At 74.6% G+C, this 20029-nt stretch carries 11 protein-coding genes; 6 read left to right on the top strand and 5 right to left on the bottom strand.

The annotated features are described in order from the left end of the window. Positions 1 to 17 precede the first annotated feature (17 nt). Genes ACFWZ5_RS01505 through ACFWZ5_RS01490 form a run of 4 tightly spaced genes read left to right on the top strand, consistent with a single transcriptional unit; the run spans position 18 to position 13255 of the window. Positions 18 to 1013: a FecCD family ABC transporter permease gene (locus tag ACFWZ5_RS01505; protein WP_384787338.1), complete on the top strand. Its 996-nt coding sequence runs from the start codon at positions 18 to 20 to the stop codon at positions 1011 to 1013. After that, a complete protein-coding gene (locus ACFWZ5_RS01500; RefSeq protein WP_384787341.1) occupies positions 1010 to 1795 on the top strand; it encodes an ABC transporter ATP-binding protein in 786 nt (261 codons plus the stop codon). The genes ACFWZ5_RS01505 and ACFWZ5_RS01500 overlap by 4 nt, the downstream gene beginning before the upstream one ends. A 1-nt stretch (position 1796) precedes the next feature. Then, on the top strand, positions 1797 to 11822 hold the full coding sequence (locus ACFWZ5_RS01495) for an amino acid adenylation domain-containing protein (protein ID WP_384890079.1): 10026 nt from the start codon (positions 1797 to 1799) through the stop codon (positions 11820 to 11822). Continuing rightward, a complete protein-coding gene (locus ACFWZ5_RS01490; RefSeq protein ID WP_384787347.1) occupies positions 11819 to 13255 on the top strand; it encodes an MDR family MFS transporter in 1437 nt (478 codons plus the stop codon). Before ACFWZ5_RS01495 ends, ACFWZ5_RS01490 begins: the two co-directional genes overlap by 4 nt. 11 nt (positions 13256 to 13266) lie before the next feature. Here ACFWZ5_RS01490 and ACFWZ5_RS01485 read toward each other — a convergent pair whose 3' ends face one another. Both ACFWZ5_RS01485 and ACFWZ5_RS01480 read right to left on the bottom strand, forming a co-directional pair. Then, complete coding sequence (locus tag ACFWZ5_RS01485; protein ID WP_384787350.1) at positions 13267 to 14490, bottom strand: RNA polymerase sigma factor; 1224 nt, start codon at positions 14488 to 14490, stop codon at positions 13267 to 13269. After that, positions 14483 to 14905: a YciI family protein gene (locus ACFWZ5_RS01480; RefSeq protein WP_384787353.1), complete on the bottom strand. Its 423-nt coding sequence runs from the start codon at positions 14903 to 14905 to the stop codon at positions 14483 to 14485. The genes ACFWZ5_RS01485 and ACFWZ5_RS01480 overlap by 8 nt, the downstream gene beginning before the upstream one ends. Before the next feature lie 180 nt (positions 14906 to 15085). Between ACFWZ5_RS01480 and ACFWZ5_RS01475 the strand changes: the two genes are divergently transcribed. Continuing rightward, positions 15086 to 15658, top strand: coding sequence for a GNAT family N-acetyltransferase (locus tag ACFWZ5_RS01475; protein ID WP_384787356.1), 573 nt, complete (start codon positions 15086 to 15088; stop codon positions 15656 to 15658). A 5-nt stretch (positions 15659 to 15663) separates the two neighbouring features. Here ACFWZ5_RS01475 and ACFWZ5_RS01470 read toward each other — a convergent pair whose 3' ends face one another. Continuing rightward, positions 15664 to 16548, bottom strand: coding sequence for a fructosamine kinase family protein (locus tag ACFWZ5_RS01470; protein WP_384787359.1), 885 nt, complete (start codon positions 16546 to 16548; stop codon positions 15664 to 15666). Positions 16549 to 16671: 123 nt separating this feature from the next. Beyond that, on the bottom strand, positions 16672 to 17463 hold the full coding sequence (locus ACFWZ5_RS01465; RefSeq protein WP_384787362.1) for an ABC transporter ATP-binding protein: 792 nt from the start codon (positions 17461 to 17463) through the stop codon (positions 16672 to 16674). A gap of 170 nt (positions 17464 to 17633) precedes the next feature. Between ACFWZ5_RS01465 and ACFWZ5_RS01460 the strand changes: the two genes are divergently transcribed. Continuing rightward, positions 17634 to 18638, top strand: coding sequence for an ABC transporter substrate-binding protein (locus ACFWZ5_RS01460; protein WP_384787365.1), 1005 nt, complete (start codon positions 17634 to 17636; stop codon positions 18636 to 18638). Between the two features lie 79 nt (positions 18639 to 18717). Here ACFWZ5_RS01460 and ACFWZ5_RS01455 read toward each other — a convergent pair whose 3' ends face one another. Further along, positions 18718 to 19926, bottom strand: a complete 1209-nt coding sequence (locus ACFWZ5_RS01455; protein ID WP_384787368.1) for a M20 family metallopeptidase — start codon at positions 19924 to 19926, stop codon at positions 18718 to 18720. Positions 19927 to 20029 lie beyond the last annotated feature (103 nt).

The following is a 20029-nucleotide window of genomic DNA, read 5'->3' as shown; positions in this document are numbered from 1 at the left end:
CGCGGCGGGGGAGCGTCATGGCCGTACGCGGACTGCGGGTCGAACGCCGCACGGTGGTCCTCGTCGCGGTGCTGACCGGGCTGATGCTCGGCCTCGGTCTGCTCGGCCTGTGCTACGGGGCGTCCTGGTCGAGCCCCCGCGAAGTGTTCGCCGCGCTGAGCGGCGCGGAGCCCTCCGTCGTGATCCAGGACTGGCGGCTGCCGCGGGTCCTCGCCGCCCTCGTCTTCGGCGCCGCGCTCGGCGTGGCCGGGGCGATCTTCCAGAACCTCACCCGCAACCCGATGGGCAGCCCGGACGTGATCGGCCTCGACGCGGGCGCCTACACCGGCACCCTGGTCGCCCTCACCGTCCTCTCGGGCACGTCCGCGCAGCTCGCCGTCGGCTCGGTGCTCGGCGGCCTGGCCGTCGCCGCCGTGATCTACCTGCTCGCGTACGACCGGGGCTTCTCCGGGCTGCGGCTCGTGGTGATCGGCGTCGCGGTCAACGCGATGGTGACCGCGCTCAACTCGTGGATCGTGCTGCGCGCCGACCTGGAGGTGGCGATCGCCGCGGTCGGCTGGAGCGCGGGTTCGCTCAACGGCGTCGGCTGGGACGACCTGGGGATCCCGTTCACGGTGATCGCCGTGCTGCTCGCGCTCATGGCCGCCCGGGCGCACGCCATGCACCAGGCGTCGCTCGGCGACGCCGTCGCGGTGACCACAGGCGTCGGGCTCGACCGGCTGCGCCTGTTGATGGTCCTCGTCGGCGTCGGCTGCACGGCGACGGTCACCGCGGTGGCCGGTCCGATCGCGTTCATCGCGCTCGCCGCCCCGCAGATCGGCCGCAGGCTCGCGGGCGCGCCCGGAGTGCCGCTGCTCCCGGCCGCGCTGACCGGGGCGGTGCTGCTCCAAGGCGCCGACCTGATCGCCCAGATGCTGCTCGCGCCCGTCGCCCTGCCGGTCGGAGTGGTGAGCACCGCGATCGGCGGCTGCTACCTGATCTGGCTGCTGACCAAGGAGGTGGGGCGCGCGTGACCGCACGCCTGACCGCGCGGGAGATCACCCTGCGCTACGGAGACCGGGTGGTGTCCACCCGGCTCAGCCTGGACGTCCCCGACGGCGCGTTCACCGCCATCGTGGGCCCCAACGCCTGCGGGAAGTCCACCCTGTTGCGGGCCCTCGTCCGCCTCCTCCGCCCCGACGCCGGGCACGTCGAGCTCGACGGCCGCGAGGTCGGCGGCTACGGCACCAAGGCACTGGCCAAGCAACTCGGCTTCCTGCCGCAGGATCCGCTGGCCCCCGAGGACATCAAGGTCCGCCAACTGGTCGGCCGGGGCCGCTTCCCGCACCAGTCGCTGCTCGCCCTGTGGTCGGCGCGGGACGAGGAGGCCGTCGCCGGGGCCATGGCCGCCGCGGGCGTCGACGACCTGGCCGACCGGCCCGTGCAGCAGCTCTCCGGCGGACAGCGCCAGCGGGTCTGGATGGCGATGGTGCTCGCCCAGGAGACGCCGTACCTGCTGCTCGACGAGCCGACGTCGTTCCTGGACATCACGCACCAGTACCAACTCCTCGGCCTGCTCGCCAGGCTGCGCGACCAGGGCCGCACGGTGATCGCCGTCCTGCACGACATCAACCAGGCCTGCCGGTTCGCCGACCACCTGGTCGCCATGAAGGACGGCCGGGTGGTCGCCGAGGGCGAGCCCGGAAGCGTCGTGGACGCCGCGCTCATCAAGGACGTCTTCGACCTGCCGAGCGTCATCGTCCCCGACCCCGTGACGGACACGCCGATGGTCGTCCCCACACTGCAAGGAGAGTGAATTGAGCACCGCAAGCGTGTCGCCCCACGGGCCGCTCGACCTGACCAGGGCCCAGACGGGCATCTGGAACGCGCAGCGCCTCGAGCCGGACTCGCCGTACTACGTGGTCGGCGACGTGGTGGAGATATCCGGCGGCGGACCCGTGGACGTCGACGCGCTCGTCGAGGCGGTCCGCGCGACCACCGAGGAGGCCGAGAGCCTGCGCCTTCGGGTGTACGACACGCCTGACGGACCGCGCCAGCAGGTCAGCGACGAGCCGGTCGCGGCACCCGAGGTGGTCGACGTCAGCGGCGCGGCCGACCCCGCCGCCGCGGCGGCCGCGCGCGTCGAGGCCGAGCGGACCCGGGCGGCCGAGGCGTGCCGCGGCATGGTGGACCGGCCGCTGTACGCACGCACCGTCATCCGGCTCTCCGACCGCGAGGTCTGGTACACCCAGCTCGGCCACCACCTGGTCTTCGACGGGTACACCGCCGCGATGCTCGCCCGCCGCACCGCCGCCCGCTACACCGCCCTGGTCCGCGGGACCGAGCCGACGCCGTCGACCTTCGGCTCGCTCGCCGCGCTCGTCGCCGCCGACCGGGCGTACCGGGACAGCGACCGGGCCGCCGAGGACCGCGCGTACTGGGTCGAGCGGTTCACGCCGCTGCCCGACCTCGGCGACACCGACGCCGTCGCGGGTCCGCCCGAGCGCACCCTGACCGCCCGCGCGGTCGTCACGCCCGAGGAGACGGCCCGCCTTCGCGCGTTCGCCGACGAGGCGGGCGTCACCTGGGGCGAGGCGCTGATCGCCGGGTACGCGGCCTATCTGCACCGCGTCCTGGGCCGCACCGACGTGGTGTTCGCGCTGCCCCTGATGTGCCGCACGGGCTCCGCCGAACTCCGCACCCCCGCCATGGCCGTCAACGTGCTGCCGCTGCGGGTGACCGTGCGCGCCGGCGACGGCCTGGGCGAGCTGAGCCGCCGCGTGGCCGCCGCGATGAAGGAGATGCGCGACCACCAGCGCTACCGGGGCGAGGACCTGCCGCGCGACCTGGGCGTGCCGGGCGCGGGCGCGCTGCTGCACGGGCGCGGCATCAACCTCAAGGCGTTCGACCTGACGCTGGACTTCGCCGGGGCCGCCGGGGTGATGCGCAACGTCGCGGGCGGCCCTCCGGAGGACATGGGCCTGAGCGTCCTGCCGACCCGCGACGGCGGGCTCCTCCTCGGCTTCGAGGTCGACGCCCGCACGAACGACCAGGCCGCGGTCGACGGCAAGCTGTCGGGGCTCCGGGCCCTGCTGGCCGGGCTCGTCGACGGCCTGCGCGTGGGCCAGGTCGCCCTGGCCGACGACGTGGCGCGGCTGCTTGCCGACTGGTGTCCGCCCGCCCTGCCCGGCACGCCGGTGGACGTGCCGACCGCGTTCGACGCGATGGTGGCCGCCGACCCCGGGCACACCGCCCTGGTGTGCGGCGCCGAACGCCTCTCCGCCCAGGACCTCGCGGGCCGGGTGCACCGCGTCGCCCGCGCGCTGCGGGCCCGCGGGATCGGGCCCGACGACATCGTGGCCCTGGCCCTTCCGCGCTCCGCGGACCTGGTGGTCGCGCTGCTCGCGGTCCTCGACGCGGGCGCCGCGTTCCAGCCCCTGGACGTCGCGCACCCGGCCGAGCGGCTGCGCGAACTCGTCGACGACACCCGACCCGCCCTCGTCCTCACCGACGGCACCCTCGACGGACTGCCGTGGGCCGCCCTGCTCGACGAGGCCGCCGTGCTGTCCGCCGCGCCGCTGCGGGCCGACGAGCTGGCCGCGCCCCGCCACCCCGAGCACCTCGCCTACGTGATCCACACCTCCGGTTCGACCGGCCGCCCCAAGGGCGTCCTCGGCCGGGTCGGCGGCCTCGCCGCGCTCCTGCACCACCAGTGGACGACGGTCGTCGCCGAGACCGAGGGCGCCGTGGGCCGGCGCCTGCGCGCCGCCCACACCTACTCGTTCGCCTTCGACTCCGCCTTCGAGCACCTGGTGTGGCTGTTGTGCGGGCATGAACTGCACGTGTACGACGCCGAGACCGCCCGCGACGCCGCCGCGCTGCTCGCCGCGTACGCCCGCGACGGCATCGACATCGTGGACACCACGCCGTCGATGGCCGCGCCGCTCATCGACGGCGGCCTCCTGGACCTGCGGCCCGCCCTCCTCGTCCTCGGCGGCGAGGCCACCCCGCCGGCGCTGTGGCGGCGGGTCGCCGACGCGGGGATCGCCGCGCGCAACATGTACGGGCCGACCGAGGCCACGGTGACCAGCACCGTCGGCCGGGTCGAAGGCGACGGGCCGACGATCGGCCACCCCCTCGCGGGCACCCGGATCCACCTCCTCGACCACGCGCTGCAGCCGGTGCCGCACGGCACGGCGGGCGAGCTGTACCTGGCGGGACCGCAGTTGGCCCGCGGCTACCTCGGCCGCCCCGCGGCGAGCGCCGAGCGCTTCGTCGCCGACCCGTTCGGCGCGCCGGGGGAGCGGATGTACCGCACCGGCGACCTGGCCCGCTGGGTGCCCGGACGCGGCCTCGCCTACCTGGGCCGCGGCGACGGGCAGATCAAGATCCGTGGCCACCGGGTGGAGACGGGCGAGGTCGAGGCCGCCCTCGGCGCGGTGCCCGGCGTGACCGCGGCGGCCACAACGGTGCGGTCGTCGCGCCTGATCGGCTACGTGGTGTCGTCCTCGGCCGCCGGGGACGCCGCACCTCTGCCGGTCACCGGGGACGCCGTGCGCGCCCGCCTGGCCGAGCTGCTGCCCGAGCACCTGGTGCCCGCGGCCGTGGTGGTCCTCGACGCGCTGCCGCTCACGCCCAACGGCAAGCTCGACCGCGCCGCCCTGCCCGCGCCCGCGGCGTCCGGCGGCGGACGCGAGCCGCGCACCGAACGCGAACGGCTGCTGTGCGCCGTCCTCGCCGAGGTCTTCGAGGTCGAACGGGTCGGTGTGGACGACGACTTCTTCGCCCTCGGCGGCGACAGCATCACCGCCATCGCCGTCAGCAGCCGACTGCGGGCGCGCGGCATCGAACTGCGGCCGCGGGACCTGCTCGCGCGCCGCAGCTTCGCCGCCCTTGCCGCCTCCGCCGACGCGGTGGCGGACACCCCCGGCGAGGTGGACGAGCCGACGGGTCCCGTGCCCGCGCCGCCGATCGTGCGCGGCCTCCTCGACCCGCACCAGGACCTCGACGTCATCGCCGGCTACGCCCAGTGGACCGCCCTGCGCGTCGACGCACTCGCTTTTGACGCCCTGGCCAAGGGCGTGCAGGCCGTGCTCGACCACCACGACGCACTGCGCCTCAGGGTGGACGAAGGCCTTGAGGTACTGCCCCGCGGCACGGTGCGCGCCGTCGTCAACGAGGTCCACGGCGAGGACGCGACCGCCCTGGCCCAGCGCCTCGCCGGCGAGCTCGACCCGCGCTCGGGCGACCTGCTGCGGGCCGTCCTGGTGCGCACCGGCGACGCCACACCGGACCAGCTGGTCGTCGTCGTACACCACCTGGCCGTGGACGGCGTCTCCTGGCGCGTCCTGCTGCCCGACCTGCACACGGCCTGCACGGGCGGCACCCTCGACCCGGTCGGCACGTCGTGGCGGCGGCACGCGCTGCTCCTCGCCGAGCAGGGCGCGTCCGGCGCGCGGCGCGGCGAACTCGACCACTGGCGCCGCGCCCTCGGCTCCGCGACCCGCCTCGCCGGCCGGCCGCTCGACCAGGCGCAGGACACCGTGGCGACCGCCCACCGGTCCGTCACCGTGGCCCCGCCCGACGTCACCGACGCCCTCCTGACCACGCTGCCCGCGGCCTACCGCGCCGGTGTCGACGAGGTGCTCCTCGCCGCGCTCGTGCTCGCCCTGCGGAACTGGGGCGTCGGCGGCGACGCGATGACCGTCACGATGGAGGGGCACGGCCGCGAACACCTCGAACTGTCCCGCACGGTCGGCTGGTTCACCAGCGAGTACCCCGTCCGCGTCCCCGCTGTGGGCGACGTGGGGCAGGTGCTGCGCGCCGCCAAGGAAGCCCGGCGCGGCGTCCCCGACGGCGGCATCGGGTACGGCGTCCTGCGCCACCTCGACCCGCAGGCCCGAGCCGAGCTCGCGGCCACCCCGCCGCCGGACGTCCTCCTCAACTACCTGGGCCGGTTCGCCCCGCTGAGCGCCACCGGATGGCGGCTGCCGGAGCGCGACGCCTTCTCCGTGACCGAGCCCGACGACAAGGCGCTGGAGCAGGTCCTCGCCCTCAACTGCTTCGTCCACGAGGAAGGCGCGCCCCGGCTCGCCGTGGAGTGGACGGCCGCGACCAAGGTGCTCGGCGCCGACGCCGTCACCGCCCTCCAGACGGCCTGGGCCACGGCCCTCGACGCACTGGCCGAGCACGCGCGCCACACCTCCGGCGGACTCACCCCGTCCGACCTGCCGCTGGTCGACCTCGACCAGGCCGCCATCGACGCCCTCGAACACACCGGCCGCGTCGCCGACGTACTGCCCGCCACACCGCTCCAGGTCGGCCTGTCCTTCCACACCCTGCTCCGCGACGAGCAGGACACCGACGTCTACGTCGTCCAGGCCGTCACCACCCTGGTCGGCGACCTCGACCCGGACCGGATGGCGGCGGCCGCGCGCGAACTGCTGCGCCGCCACCCCGCGCTGCGGGTGTACCTGGGCACGGCCGGGGACGACGTGGTGCAGGTGATCCCCGCCGACGTCGCCCTGGACTGGCGGCAGGACGACCGGTTCCCCGAGGCCGCCCGCGCCGAGCTGACGCGGCCCTTCGACCCGGCGCGGCCGCCGCTGATCCGCTTCCTGCTGTCCCGGGTCGGCCCCGCCGAGCACAAGCTGGTGATCACCAATCACCACGCCCTGCTCGACGGCTGGTCGATGCCGCTGGTCGGCCGCACCCTGCTCGCCCTCTACGCCGAACTGGGCGGCGGCCCCGCGGCCCCCACGGCCCCGCAGCTCCCGGAGTACTTCCGGTGGCTGGCGGGCCGGGACCGGGACGCGTCGCTCGCCGTGTGGCGCACCGCCCTCGCCGGGGTCGACGGCGCGACGCGGCTCGCCTCCGCGAGCACCGGGACCGGCGTCGAGCGGCCCGACCGCGTGAGCGTCGCCCTGGGCCGCGAGTTCAGCGACCGCCTGCGCGCGTTCGCCCGGGCGGAGGGCGTCACCCTGACCACGGTGCTCCAGACGGCGTGGGGCCTGCTGCTCGGCAGGCTCACCGGACGCCGCGACGTCGTGTTCGGCTGCCCGGTGTCCGGGCGGCCCGCCGAGGTCGACGGCGTGGAGTCGATGATCGGCCAGCTCGGCACCACGATCCCGGTACGCGTGCGGCACACCCAGGACCGCACCGCGCGGGACCTGATGGCGGACGTACACGCCGAGAGCGTGGCGCTCGCCGACCACCACCACGTCGGCCTGCCCGAGATCCAGCGGGCGGTGGGCGTCGGCGAACTCTTCGACACGATGCTGGTGATGGAGAACTTCCCGCTGTCCAGCCGGAAGCGCACTCCGCTGGCCCCCGGTCTCGACCTGGCGGGCGTGGACATCACCGACGCCACGCACTACGCCCTGACCGTGATCGTGATCCCCGACGACGAGATCACGATCGGCCTCGGCTACCAGCCGAGCGCCTTCGCCGAGGCGACCGTGCGCGACTACGGCCGCTGGCTGCACCACCTCTTGAAGGAGCTCGTCGACGACCCGGGGCGCCCCGCGCTCGGCCTGCCCCTGCTCGACGCGGACGAGCGCGAGCGGATGCTGCGCACCGGCAGCGAGACCGTGCCCGCCAAGGCCCGCGGCCCCTGGCTGGAGGAGTTCGCGTCCTGGGTGCGCCGCAAGCCCGACGCAGAGGCCCTGGTCTGCCGCGACCGCAGCCTCAGCTACGCCGAGCTGGACCGGCGGGCCAACCGCCTCGCCCACGCGCTGATCCAGTGCGGTGTCCGGCCCCAGGACCCGGTCGCGGTCCTGCTCGGACGCGACGTCGAGATGACGGTGGCGCTGTTCGGCGTGGCCAAGGCGGGCGCGGTGTACGTACCGCTGGACCCGAGCTATCCGCGGGACCGGCTCGCGTACATGCTCGACGACATCGCCCCGGCCGCCGCCGTGACGACCGGCGCCGAACTGCCCGGCGAGCAGGGCGACATGCCGGTCCTGCGCCTCGACGACCCGGACACCCTCGCCTCCGTACCCGACACCGACCCGGCCGAGGCCCGCGCCCGGCTCACCGACGACGCGCTCGCCTACGTCATCTACACCTCCGGCACCACCGGGCGCCCCAAGGGCGTCGGCGTGACCCACCGCGGCGTGCCCGACCTGATCGCGCTCCAGGAGGAGGTCGTGGGGGTCACCGAGCACGACCGCTATCTGCACTTCGCGTCGACGAGCTTCGACGTCGCGTTCTGGCAGACCATGGTGCCGCTGCTCTCCGGCGGCACGTCCGTCATCGCCCCCGAGGAGGTGCGCGTCCCCGGCGACGAACTGCTCGACTACATCGTCGAACACCGGGTGACCGGGGTGAACCTGCTGCCGTCGTTCCTGGCCGCGATGCCCGACGACCGCACCGTCGACCCCGACGTGTTCTTCGTCGTCGGCGCCGAGCGCCTCGACCCCGAGCTCGCCCGGCGCTGGGGCCGGGGCCGCAGGGCCCTCTTCAACGCCTACGGCCCCACCGAGGTCACCATCAACTCCGTGACCTGGCACTACGATCCCGACGACGCGGGGCCGCTGCCGATCGGACGGCCCGACCCGAACGTCCGCGCCTACGTCCTCGACGGCGGCCTCCAGCCGGTCGGCGTCGGCGTCACCGGCGAGCTGTACCTCGGCGGGCCGAGCCTGGCCCGCGGCTACCTCGGCCGTCCGGGGCTCACCGCCGCCGCGTTCGTGGCCGACCCGTTCGGCGCGCCCGGCGAGCGGCTCTACCGCACCGGCGACCTGGTGCGGTGGCGGCCGGACGGACAGCTGGTGTTCCTCGGCCGCGCCGACCACCAGATCAAGATCCGCGGCTTCCGGGTGGAGCTCGGCGAGATCGAGTCCACCCTGACCCGCCACCCCGACGTACGCGCCTGCGCGGTGATCGTCCGCGAGGGCAGGCTCGTCGGCTACGTCATCCCGACCGACGACGCGGACCTGGACTGCGCGCGCGTCCGCGCCCACCTGGCCGAGGAGTTGCCCGACCACATGGTGCCGACGGCGCTCGTGCCGATCGACCGCCTCCCGCTGAGCCCCAGCGGCAAGCTCGACTCCGCCGCGCTGCCCGACCCCGGGACGACGGCCGCCGAGCGCCGCGCACCCGCCACGCCCGCCGAAGCGGTGCTGCTCGGCGTGTTCCGGGACGTCCTCGGCACCGACGCCATCGGCCCCGACGACGACTTCTTCGCCATCGGCGGCGACAGCATCGTGTCGCTGCAAGTGGTGTCGCGGGCCCGCCGCCAAGGGCTCGGCCTGACCGCGCGGGACGTGTTCGACGGCGGGACCGTCGCCGGGATCGCGGCCCGGGCCCGCGCTCTGCGCGGCGATGAGGGACCCGCGGTCGGCGACGCGCCGCTGACCCCGCTCATGCGGGACCTGCTGCGCCGCGCGGGCACCGCCGCCGACGGCTTCTGCCAGTGGGTGGAGGTCTGCGTACCGGCGGGCGGCGAGGAGGCGACCTGGCGGTCCGTGCTCGACGCGGTCCTGGCCCGGCACGACGTCCTGCGGGCCCGCCTGGCCGACGACGCCCTGCACATCCCGCCGGTCGGCGCCGTCACCGGGGCCGACGTGCTGACCCGCGTACCGGCGACGGACGACGCGCTGCACTGCGTACCGGCGACGGACGACCTGCGGGCCCTCGTCGACTCCCGCGTCGCCGCGGTCCGCGCGTCGATGGACCCGCGCACCGGTCCGCTGCTGCGCGCCCTCTGGGTGGACGCCGGACCCGACCGGCCCGGCAGGCTCGCCCTGATCGCCCACCACCTGGTCGTCGACGGTGTGTCCTGGCGCGTCCTCCTCGACGACGTGGAACACGCCTACGCCGGTGGGGAGTTGGCCCGGAACGGCCAGCCGTTCCTCGCCTGGGCGCGGTCGCTGCGCGCGGCCGACCGGCGGGCCGAACTGCCGCACTGGCGGCGGATGACCGCCACCCGGCCCCTCACCCGCCCGCTCGACCCCGCCCGGGACACCGTGGCCACCGCGCGCCACCACGAGCTCCGGCTCGACACCGCGCCGACCCGCGCCCTGATCACGACCCTGCCCGCCGCCCACCGCACCACACCGGACGCCGTGCTGCTCACCGCGCTCGCCCAGGCGGTACGGGCCTGGCGCGGCACCCCCGAACTCCTCGTCGCGCTGGAGTCCCACGGCCGCCCGCCGCAGGTCGATCTGTCCCAGACCGTCGGCTGGTTCACCGCCGTCCACCCCGTCCGGCTCGACGCGGACGACGACGTGCGGGCCGTCAGGGAGCGGCTGCGTGCGCAGGGCGACGGCCTCGGCCACGGCATCCTCACCACGGCGGGCCTCCTCGACCCCGTCGCACCGGAGGTCGCCTGGAACTACCTCGGCCAGTTCCCCGGCGCCCCCGCCGAGGAGACGCCGTGGCAGGCACCCCCGGACGCCGACCCGCTCGGCTCGGGCGGCACCGACGCGCTGCCCCTGCCGCACAGCCTGATGGTCAACGCCCTGGTGCGCGACGACGCGCTCGGGCTCCGCATCACGTGGCCGGCCGCGCTGTTCACCGCCGCCGAGATCGAGGACCTGGCCGAGCACCTGCGGGCCGCGCTCCTGCGCACCGCCGCCGCACCGGAGCTCCAGGCCCTCGACCACGGCCACCCGATCGCCGAGGTGCAAGCGCTCACTCCGCTCCAGGAGGTGATGCTGCGGCACTCGCGCACCGAGCGCCCCGACCCGTACACCGTGCAGTCCACGTTCTCCCTGGCGGGACCGCTCGACGTCGACGCCCTGCACGCCGCGGGCGCCGACCTGCTCGCCCGGCACCCGAACCTGGGCGCCGTGTTCCCCGCCGACCTCGCGGTGATCCCCAAGTCGCCCTGGCCGGACTGCCGCGTGACGGACGGCCCCGTCGACGAGGTCCTCGCGGCCGACCTGGCCGAGCCGTTCGACCTCGCCGCGGGCCCGCTCGTCCGCCTGACCGTGATCCGCCGCGGCCCCGAGCGCGCCGACCTGGTCCTGACGACCCATCATGTGCTGTCCGACGGCTGGTCGGCCCCGCGCATCCTCACCGAGCTGTTCGACCTCTACACGGCGCGGATCCGCGGCGAGGCACCGGACCTGCCCGCCCCCGTGCCGTTCGCCGACTACCTGCGCTGGCGCGCCGACCACGAACCCGACCTCGACGCCTGGGCCACCGAGCTCGACGGCCTGCCCGAGGGCGACTACCTGGGCGGCGGCACACCGGGCCCCGCCTGGCAGGAGCCCACGCTCATCACGTTCGACGCGGCACTGGTGGCCGACCTCGCCCACCTCGCCGCGCGGCGCGGCCTGACCCGCAACACCCTGGTGCAGGGCGCGTGGGCGGTGCTGCTCGCCCGGCGCTCCGGCCGCGCGGACGTCTGCTTCGGCGCCATGGTCGCCTGCCGTCCCCCGGACCTCGAAGGCGTCGAAGAGATCATCGGCCTCCTCGCCAACACCGTGCCGGTGCGCGCACGACTCGGCGGCACACTCGCCGACGTACTCACCGATCTCCAGGCACGGCAGCGGGCCCTGGCCGAACACCACCATGTCGCCCTGCCCGACCTGGAACGGCTCACCGGGCGCCGCCGCCTCTTCGACAGCCTGGTGGTGTTCGAGAACTATCCCGTCGACCCGGACCGCATCCGCGAACCCGCCCCCGGCCTCACGGTCGTCGGAACCCGCTTCCGCGAGGCCACCCACCACCCCGTCACCCTCACGGTCATGCCCGACGGCGACGGCTGGACCGGCGTGCTCGCGCACCGCGCCGGGGTGGACGCCGACGGGCTCGCCGAGGAACTGCTCGACCTGCTGCGCACGTTGAGCGGCCACCTCGACGACGACGTGCTCGACCTCGTGGAGCGCCGATGAGCGCGCCCACGCACACCACGCCACCGTCCGACCGCGTCGACGCACACCTGCTGCGCATCGCGTTCATCCTGGTGCTCGGCACGTTCATGGCCACCATCGACGCCACGATCGTCAGCGTCGGCATCGACAGTCTGGCCGGGGAGTTCGGCGCGTCCGTCGCCGAGATCCAGTGGGTGTCCACCGCCTACCTCCTCGCGGTCGTGGCCGCCGTGCCCGCGTCCGGCTGGCTCGCCGAGCGGTTCGGCGGCCGCAGGACCTGGCTCGCCGCCGTGGGCGTCTTCCTGCTCGGCTCGCTGCTGTGCGCGCTCGCCTGGTCGGCGACGAGCCTGATCGTGTTCCGGGTGGTCCAGGGCCTCGGTGGCGGACTGCTTCCCGCCACCGGGCAGGCGCTCCTCGCCCGCGTCGCGGGCAAGGAGCGCACCGGGCGCGTCATCAGCGTCGTGGCGGTCGTCCCGCTCCTGTCCCCGGTCCTCGGCCCGCTGGTCGGCGGCACCATCCTCGGCGTGGCGTCCTGGCCGTGGCTGTTCCTGGTCAACCTGCCCGTCGGCGTGGCCGCGGTGCTCCTGGCCCGCCGGCACGTGCCCGCCGTACCGCCGTCGACGCGCCGGACGGCGTTCGACCTGAGAGGGGCGGCGCTCCTCTCACCCGGCCTGGCCGTCCTGGTGTTCGGCCTGACCGAGGTCGCCCACCACCGCACCCTTCCGGCCGTGATCGGCATCGCGGCGGGCCTGGCGATGCTGGCCGCCTTCGCCGTGCACGGCCTGCGGACCCGCGGCACACCGCTGGTCGACCCGCGCCTGTTCGCCCGGCCGCCCTTCGGCGCCGCCGCGCTCGCGCTGCTCGTCCTGGGCGCGTCGGTGTTCGGCACCATGTTCCTGCTGCCGCTGTACTTCCAGACCGGGCGCGGCCTCTCGGCGTGGGAGGCCGGACTCCTGCTCGCCCCCCAAGGGCTCGGCGCGGCCGCCGGTTCGGTCCTCGTCAACCGCACCATCGACAAGGTCGCGCCCCGGACCCTGGTCGTCACCGGCATCGTGCTGATCCTCATCGGCACGGCCCCGTTCACCCAGCTCGGCCACGAGCCCCCGGACGCCGTGATCGCCGCGGCGCTCGCGGTGCGCGGCGTCGGGATGGCCATGATCGGCGCGCCCGTCATGAACATCGTCTACAGCCGCATCGAACCCGAGCACCTGCCCCGCGCCTCCGGAGCGCTCAACCTGCTCAACACCGTGGGCGGTTCGGTCGGCACCGCCGCCCTCGCCGTGGTCCTCCAGAACCGCCTCTCCGCCCGCGGCCCGGACGTCTCCTGGGCGTTCGCCGACACCTTCTGGTGGGTGCTCGCCTTCTGCCTGCTCGCCGCCGCCGGGGCGACGCGGCTGCCCCGGACCCGGGTCCGCAAGCCATCGGGCTCAAGCGCGGCGGGCGGCGGCGCCTGACTCCGTCCCCGTCAGTGGCGCAGCTGGGCGTTGAGCCGGGCGGCCTGGCGTGTCAGGTGGTCGCGTTCGGCGAGGTGGGGGGCCTTGTGGGCCGCCTCGGCGTACAGGCGTGCCGCCGTTGCCAGGTCGCCGTCGCGCTCGTGGAGGTACGCGGCCACCGCGGTGTGGCGGGGCAGGGTGTCGTCCAGGGCCGCGAGCGCGGCCAGTCCGGCGCGCGGGCCGTCGGCCTCGCCGAGGGCCACCGCGCGGTTGAGCCGGACGACCGGGCTGTCGGTCAGGCGCGCGAGCTCGTCGTACCACTCGACGATCTGCACCCAGTCGGTCTCCTCGGCGGTGGGCGCGTCGGCGTGGAGTGCCGCGACGGCGGCCTGGGCCTGGAACTCGCCCAGGCGGTCGCGGGCGAGCGCCGCCTGCAGGACCGCGACGCCCTCGGCGATCATCCTGGTGTCCCACCGGCCGCGGTCCTGCTCGGCGAGCGGCACCAGGCTGCCGTCGGGCGCGGTCCGGGCGGCGCGCCGGGCGTGGTGGAGCAGCATGAGGGCGAGCAGCCCCGCCACCTCCGGGTGGTCGATCGCGGCCGCCAACTGCCGGGTGAGCCGGATGGCCTCCGCGGCGAGGTCGACGTCACCGGAGTAACCCTCGTTGAAGACCAGGTAGAGGACGCGCAGCACCGTGGCGACGTCGCCGGGCTTGTCGAACCTTCCCCGAGCTCTCGGCTGCGCTCGAGCAGGGGAGACCCCATGTCCCGAGACGGTGCGCTTGGCCCGGCTGATGCGCTGCGCCATGGTCGCCTCGGGCACCAGGTAGGCCTGGGCGATCTGGCGGGTGGTGAGCCCGCCGATGGCGCGCAGCGTGAGCGCGACCGCGGACGAGGGGGTCAGCGACGGGTGGGCGCACAGGAAGTAGAGCTGGAGCGTGTCGTCCGCCGAGGGCGCGGGTCCGGGTGCGGGCTCCTGGTTGACGTGGTCCTCGCGTCGGCGGCGGGCGGTGTCCGCGCGGGCCGCGTCGAGGAACTTGCGCCAGGCCACGGTGACCAGCCAGCCCTTGGGATCCTGAATGGGGTCTCCCCTGCTCGAGCGCAGCCGAGAGCTTGGGGAAGGATCGGCGGGCCAGGCGCGGACCGCCTCGACCAGGGCGTCCTGCACGGCGTCCTCGGCCGCCGCGAAGTCGGCTCCGCGGCGGACGAGGATCGTGAGCACGCTCGGGGTGAGGCTGCGGAGCAGTGCCTCATCCATGGACGAGGCACTCCGGGACGGTGGGCGGCGCGGTCAGGAACGGACGCAGCTCCAGCCATTCGTGGATCGGCTTCCCGTCCTTTCCGGGGGCGGCCGACAGCTCACCGGCCAGCTCGACGGCGCGCTCGTAGCTGTCGACGTCGATCACCATCCAGCCGGCGATGAGGTCCTTGGTCTCGGCGAACGGGCCGTCGGTGACCGGCGGCCTTCCCTCGCCGTCGTACCGGACCCACGTGCCTTCCGGGGCGAGCGCCTGACCGTCGACGAACTCGCCGGTCTTCTCGAGGCGGGCCGCGAAGTCGTTCATGAACTGCACGTGGGCCGAGATCTCCTCCGGCGTCCACTGGTCCATGGGCACGTCGTTCACCGCTGCCGGGGCGCCGCGGTAGTGCTTGAGCAGCAGGTACTTGGCCATCGTGTTCTCCTCGGTGCTCGTGCGACCCATTGTGGCCGCGTTCATGGCGGGGACGGAGCCGGTCACGGGTTCTCGACATCCTCGCCCGAACTTTTTCGGGATTTCTCAGACGGGCCTGGTGAGCCGTCTGGCGGGGTCCGGGCCACGGCGCGTTCACGTACGTCATGACACCGTGGCTCCATGACCATCGATGTACGCCCGGCCTCGGCCTTCGACGACGTCCGGACGCTGATCGGCCCGAAGTCGCCCGACGCCAATGTCTGCTGGTGCCTGAGCTACCGGATCCCCTCCGAGCTCAACAACGAGCTGCGCGGGCCGGACCGGGGTGCGTACGTCGCGGGCCTGTGCCGCGCGGAGCCCGCTCCGGGAGTGCTCGCCTACGACGGTGACGAGCCGGTCGGCTGGGCCGCCGTGGCGCCGCGTTCGGACACGTCCTTCGCGCGCAGCCGGAAGATCCCGCACGTCGACGACCTGCCGGTGTGGTCGCTGTGGTGCATCCGGGTACGCCCCGGCCACCGGAAGCAGGGGATCTCGCACGCCCTGATCGCCGGTGCGGTGGAGTTCGCCCGCGCACAGGGGGCGCCCGCGATCGAGGCGTATCCCTTGGACAGTGGTGACGAGAGGGTCGACCTGACGATGGCGTACGCCGGGATCCGGAAGAACTTCGAACGCGCGGGGTTCGTCCATGCCGCCGACACCACCTCGGTGCTCGCCGGGCACCCTCGGGTCCTGATGCGGCTCGACCTGCGCTGACGGGGTCAGCCCGCCAGGGCCGTGCGGGCGGCGGCCAGGGCCCGCTCGGCGTATCCGCGGCCGAAGAGCACGGTGTGGACCAGGAGCGGGAAGAGCTGGTGCAGGCCGACGCGGTCCCGCCAGCCGTCGGCGAGCGGTGCCGCCTGGTGGTAGGCGTCGAGGATCCGTTCCAGGTGCGGGCAGCCGAAGAGGGCGAGCATCGCGAGGTCGGTCTCCCGGTGGCCGCCGTGGGCCGCCGGGTCGATCAGCCAGGCGTGTCCGTCGGCGCTCCAGAGCACGTTGCCGTTCCAGAGGTCGCCGTGCAGGCGGGCGGGCGGTTCGGCGGGTCCTGCCAGGTCGGGCAGCCGCTCGCAGACGCGCTCGATCACGGGCGCTTCGGCGCCCCGGATCGTGCCGTCGTCGACCGCGCGGCGCAGATAGGGCAGCACGCGGTGCTCGGCGTACCAGCCCGGCCAGTCGTCGCCGGGGACGTTGCGCATGGGGGCGAGCCCGATGTACGCGTCCACGGGGCCGTCGGGCGGCGGGGCGCCGAAGGCGGGCGCGCCGGTGGCGTGCAGGGCGGCCAGATCGCGGCCGAACCGCCGGGCTCCCTCGGCGCTCGCCCGGCCGATCGGGACCCGGTCCGTCACCAGCCAACGCCCGTCGTGACCGTGCACGGTGGGAACGCGGACCGTCCCGGCGGCGGCGAGCCAGCGCAGACCCGCAGCCTCGGCCCGCACCGCCCCCGGCGCGCCGTCCCACTTGACGACGACGAGGCGCCCGCCGTCCAGGGCGACTTCACTGAGAGCACCGGACAGCGGGCGCGCACCGACGGCGGCCAGCCCGGTGAGCCGGGTGGCCACGGCACGGGCGTCTTCGGCGGGTCCGGGTGTGGGGTGGGTGGCCGACACGCGATCGGATCCTTCCGGGCCGTGGGGGCAGGGAGCCGGGTTTGCGCCCCGAAGGGGCGCGGGGAACTGCGCGACAAGCCACGACGCGCCCGCGGGTGATAGACCGCAATTCCTGCGGAGTGCTCAACTGCCAAGGGCGCCCACGCCAGCGGTCGGCACGACAACCGGCGCTCCGTCCGACGACGCAAACAGAATCTCCGTATCAATCCCGTACAGCTCACGCACCAGCGCGGCGTCAATGGTCTCGCGCGGCGGCCCGCAGGCCACCACACGACCGTCCCGCATGGCGACAACCGTGTCGGCGTAGCGCGCCGCGGCGGCGAGGTCGTGCACGACCATGACGACGGTACGCCCGCCCGCGGCGATCGCGCGGACCAGGTCGAGCACCTCCACGGCGTGGCCGATGTCGAGCGCGCTGGTGGGCTCGTCGAGCAGCACGACCGGGGTCTCCTGGGCAAGGACCATGGCGAGCCAGCAGCGTTGGCGCTGGCCGCCGGAGAGCTCGTCGAGCCGGCGGTCGGCCAGGGCGGTGGTGCCGGTGGCGTCGAGCGCCTCCGCCACCGCCCGCTCGTCGTCGCGCGACCACTGGCGGAACAGGCCCTGGTGCGGGTGGCGTCCGTAGCGCACCAGGCCCGCGACCGTGACGGCCTCCGGTGCCTGGGGCGACTGGGGGAGCAGGGCGATGCGGTGGGCCGTCTCGCGCTGCCGCATCCGCCACACGTCGTCGCCGTCGGCCAGGATCCGCCCGGAGGCGGGCTCGTGCAGGCGGGCCATCGTCCGCAGCAGGGTCGACTTCCCGCAGCCGTTGGGTCCGACCACGGCCACCACCTGGCCGGAGCCGATCGTCAACTCGACCTTGTCGACGACCGTGCGGCCGGCGTATCCGGCGGTGAGCTGCTCGACGCGCAGTTCCACTGTGTGCCCCGCCCTTCCCGGGGGACGGGGCGACCCCCCTCCCACGCAACTGTAAGGTAAGGCTAACCTTAGCCGCTGTGGTGCGGGGTGGAGCGGCCGGACGGCCGTTCCCTTTCGCGCGCCTTGCCGCATGTCCTTTCATGCATGTCCCATTGAACACGGAGTCATCGATGAACCTGCCCCGCAGATCCTCTTCCCTCGCGCCGCGCCGGGCGGCGCAGGCCCTCGCGGCCCTCGGGGCGGCCGCGCTGCTGCTCACCGGCTGCGGCTCCGGCGACGACGCGAAGGACTCCAAGGGCTCGGACGGCACTTCGGCGGCCAAGGGCTCCGGGACCCGCACGGTGAAGGACGCCACGGGCCGGGCCGTGCAGGTGCCCGCCCACCCCCAGCGCGTCGTCACGCTGACCCAGGAGGACCTGGACGCGGTCCTCGCGCTCGGCGTCAAGCCGGTCGGCATCACCAACGGCCAGGGCATGAACAAGCCCCCGGCCTACCTGGCCGACAAGGTCAAGGGCGTCGACGTCGTCGGCAACCTGCTGCAGCCCGTCATGGACAAGGTCGTCGCCGCCAAGCCCGACCTGATCCTGGCCGGTGACATGCAGGACGAGCAGGTGCTCAAGCAGCTCCGCGAGATCACCCCGGCCACGCTGGTCACCATGGCGCCGACCGACGACTGGAAGCTCTCCTTCCGCGGCATCGGCAACGCCGTGAACAAGGTCGACAAGGCCAACAAGGTCATCGCCGCCCATGAGTCCGCCGCGAAGGCCGCGGGCGCCGAGCTCGGCAAGAACAAGGGCGCCGAGGTCTCCATCGTCCGCTGGAACCCGGACGGCCCCAGCTGGATGGAGAAGAAGCAGTTCGCCAGCGGCGTCGCCCTGGAGATGGGCCTGAAGCGGCCCAAGACCCAGAACAAGGACGGCAACGCGCACACGCCGTCGCTGAGCCTGGAGAAGATCGACCAGATCGACGGCGACTGGCTGTTCCTGTCCACCCTCACCTCCGACGGTGAGAAGGCGCTCAAGGACGTCCAGTCCAAGCCCGCCTACAAGGAGCTCAACGCCGTCAAGAAGGAGCACGCCGTGACCGTCGACGGTTCGGTGTGGTCCACGCGCGGCGGCCCGCTGGCGAGCGACGTCGTGATGGACGACATCACCAAGGCGCTGTCGAAGTCCTGACGTCCGGTCAGCGCACTTCGTACGCCCGGTCACCGCGGCCCGCTCCCTCGGTCACGAGGGGGAGCGGGCCGCGGTCTCCTCACTCCGCCGGTCGCCCCCGCCCCTCGGCGTGCGCGACGCCATGCGCGAAGTCATGCCCGACGTCGCGTGCGAAGTCGACCGCGGTCCACGCCAGCGCCGTCGCCCCCTCGACCAGTGCCCGCTCGGCGGAGGCCGACACCGCCGCGTCGGCGAACTCCGGCTCGTGCGGGGCGCAGGCGCCGCCGCTGATGTCGAGCACCGGGTGGATGGACGGCACGGCGTGCGACACGTTGCCCATGTCGGTGCAGGCGAACGGCGGGCGCTCCACCGGCTCCGGCCGGCCGAGGGCTCGGGCGTTCGCGGTCCACAGCGCGATCAGCGCGGGGTCGCCGCGGAAGTCGAGGTAGTCCGGCTCGGGGCGTTCGAGGGTCACCTCGCACCCGGTGGCCAGGGCTCCGGCGCGGAAGCAGGCCTCCACCCGGGACCGCAGCTCGGCGAGGTCCTCGGCGGCGAGGGCGCGCAGCTCGTACTCGGCCGTCGCGCGGGCCGGTATCGCGTTGGGGGCGGTGCCCGCCTCCGTGGTGATGCCGTGCACCCGCCACTGGGGCGGCAGATGCTGGCGCAGCAGGCCCAGGGCGACCTGGGCGACGGTCAGCGCGTCGGCCGCGTTGCGGCCCTCGTGCGGGTTGAGGCTGGGGTGCGCCGCGCGGCCGGTGTACGTCACCGACAGCGTGCCGAGCGCGAAGGACCGGAAGTCGGCCATCTCGAACGGGCACGGGTGCACCATCATCGCGGCGTCCACGCCGTCGAACGCGCCCGCGTCGAGCATCAGGGCCTTGCCCGCGCCCCGCTCCTCCGCCGGAGTGCCCAACACCCGTATGCGCAGGCCCAGTTCATCGGCGAACGGGGCGAGGCCGAGCGCTGCGCCGACCCCGGCCGCCGCGATCAGATTGTGCCCGCAGGCGTGCCCGACGTCCGGAAGGGCGTCGTACTCGCAGACGAGCGCCACGGTCAGCGGCCCGGAGCCGATGGTCGCGGCGAACGCCGTCTGCAGGCCGTACGCGGGGGAGTCCACCTCGAATCCGGCCGCGCGCAGCGCGTCGGCGCACCAGGCCGCGGCCCGGTGCTCGGTGAAGGCCGTCTCCGGGTGGCCGTGGATGCGGCGGCTGAGCGCGACGAGCTCGTCTCGGCGCTCCGCGATGTGGTCCTGGACGGCGGACTTGAGGTCCGTCAGGGCGCGGGGCGCGCCGTCGGTGGGGTGGGGCATCGGCTCCTCTTCGGGGGCGGGGCGGGCGGAACGGTTCCCATCGGACCGCCGGAAATCACCACGAGAAAGATAGCTTAGGCTTACCTAAGTAACGCGCTGGCGG

Source organism: Streptomyces sp. NPDC059003, assembly GCF_042740445.1.
Taxonomy (GTDB): Bacteria; Actinomycetota; Actinomycetes; order Streptomycetales; family Streptomycetaceae; genus Streptomyces.
The sequence above is the reverse complement of the archived record's forward strand: the minus strand, read 5'-3'. Positions and strand labels throughout refer to the sequence as shown.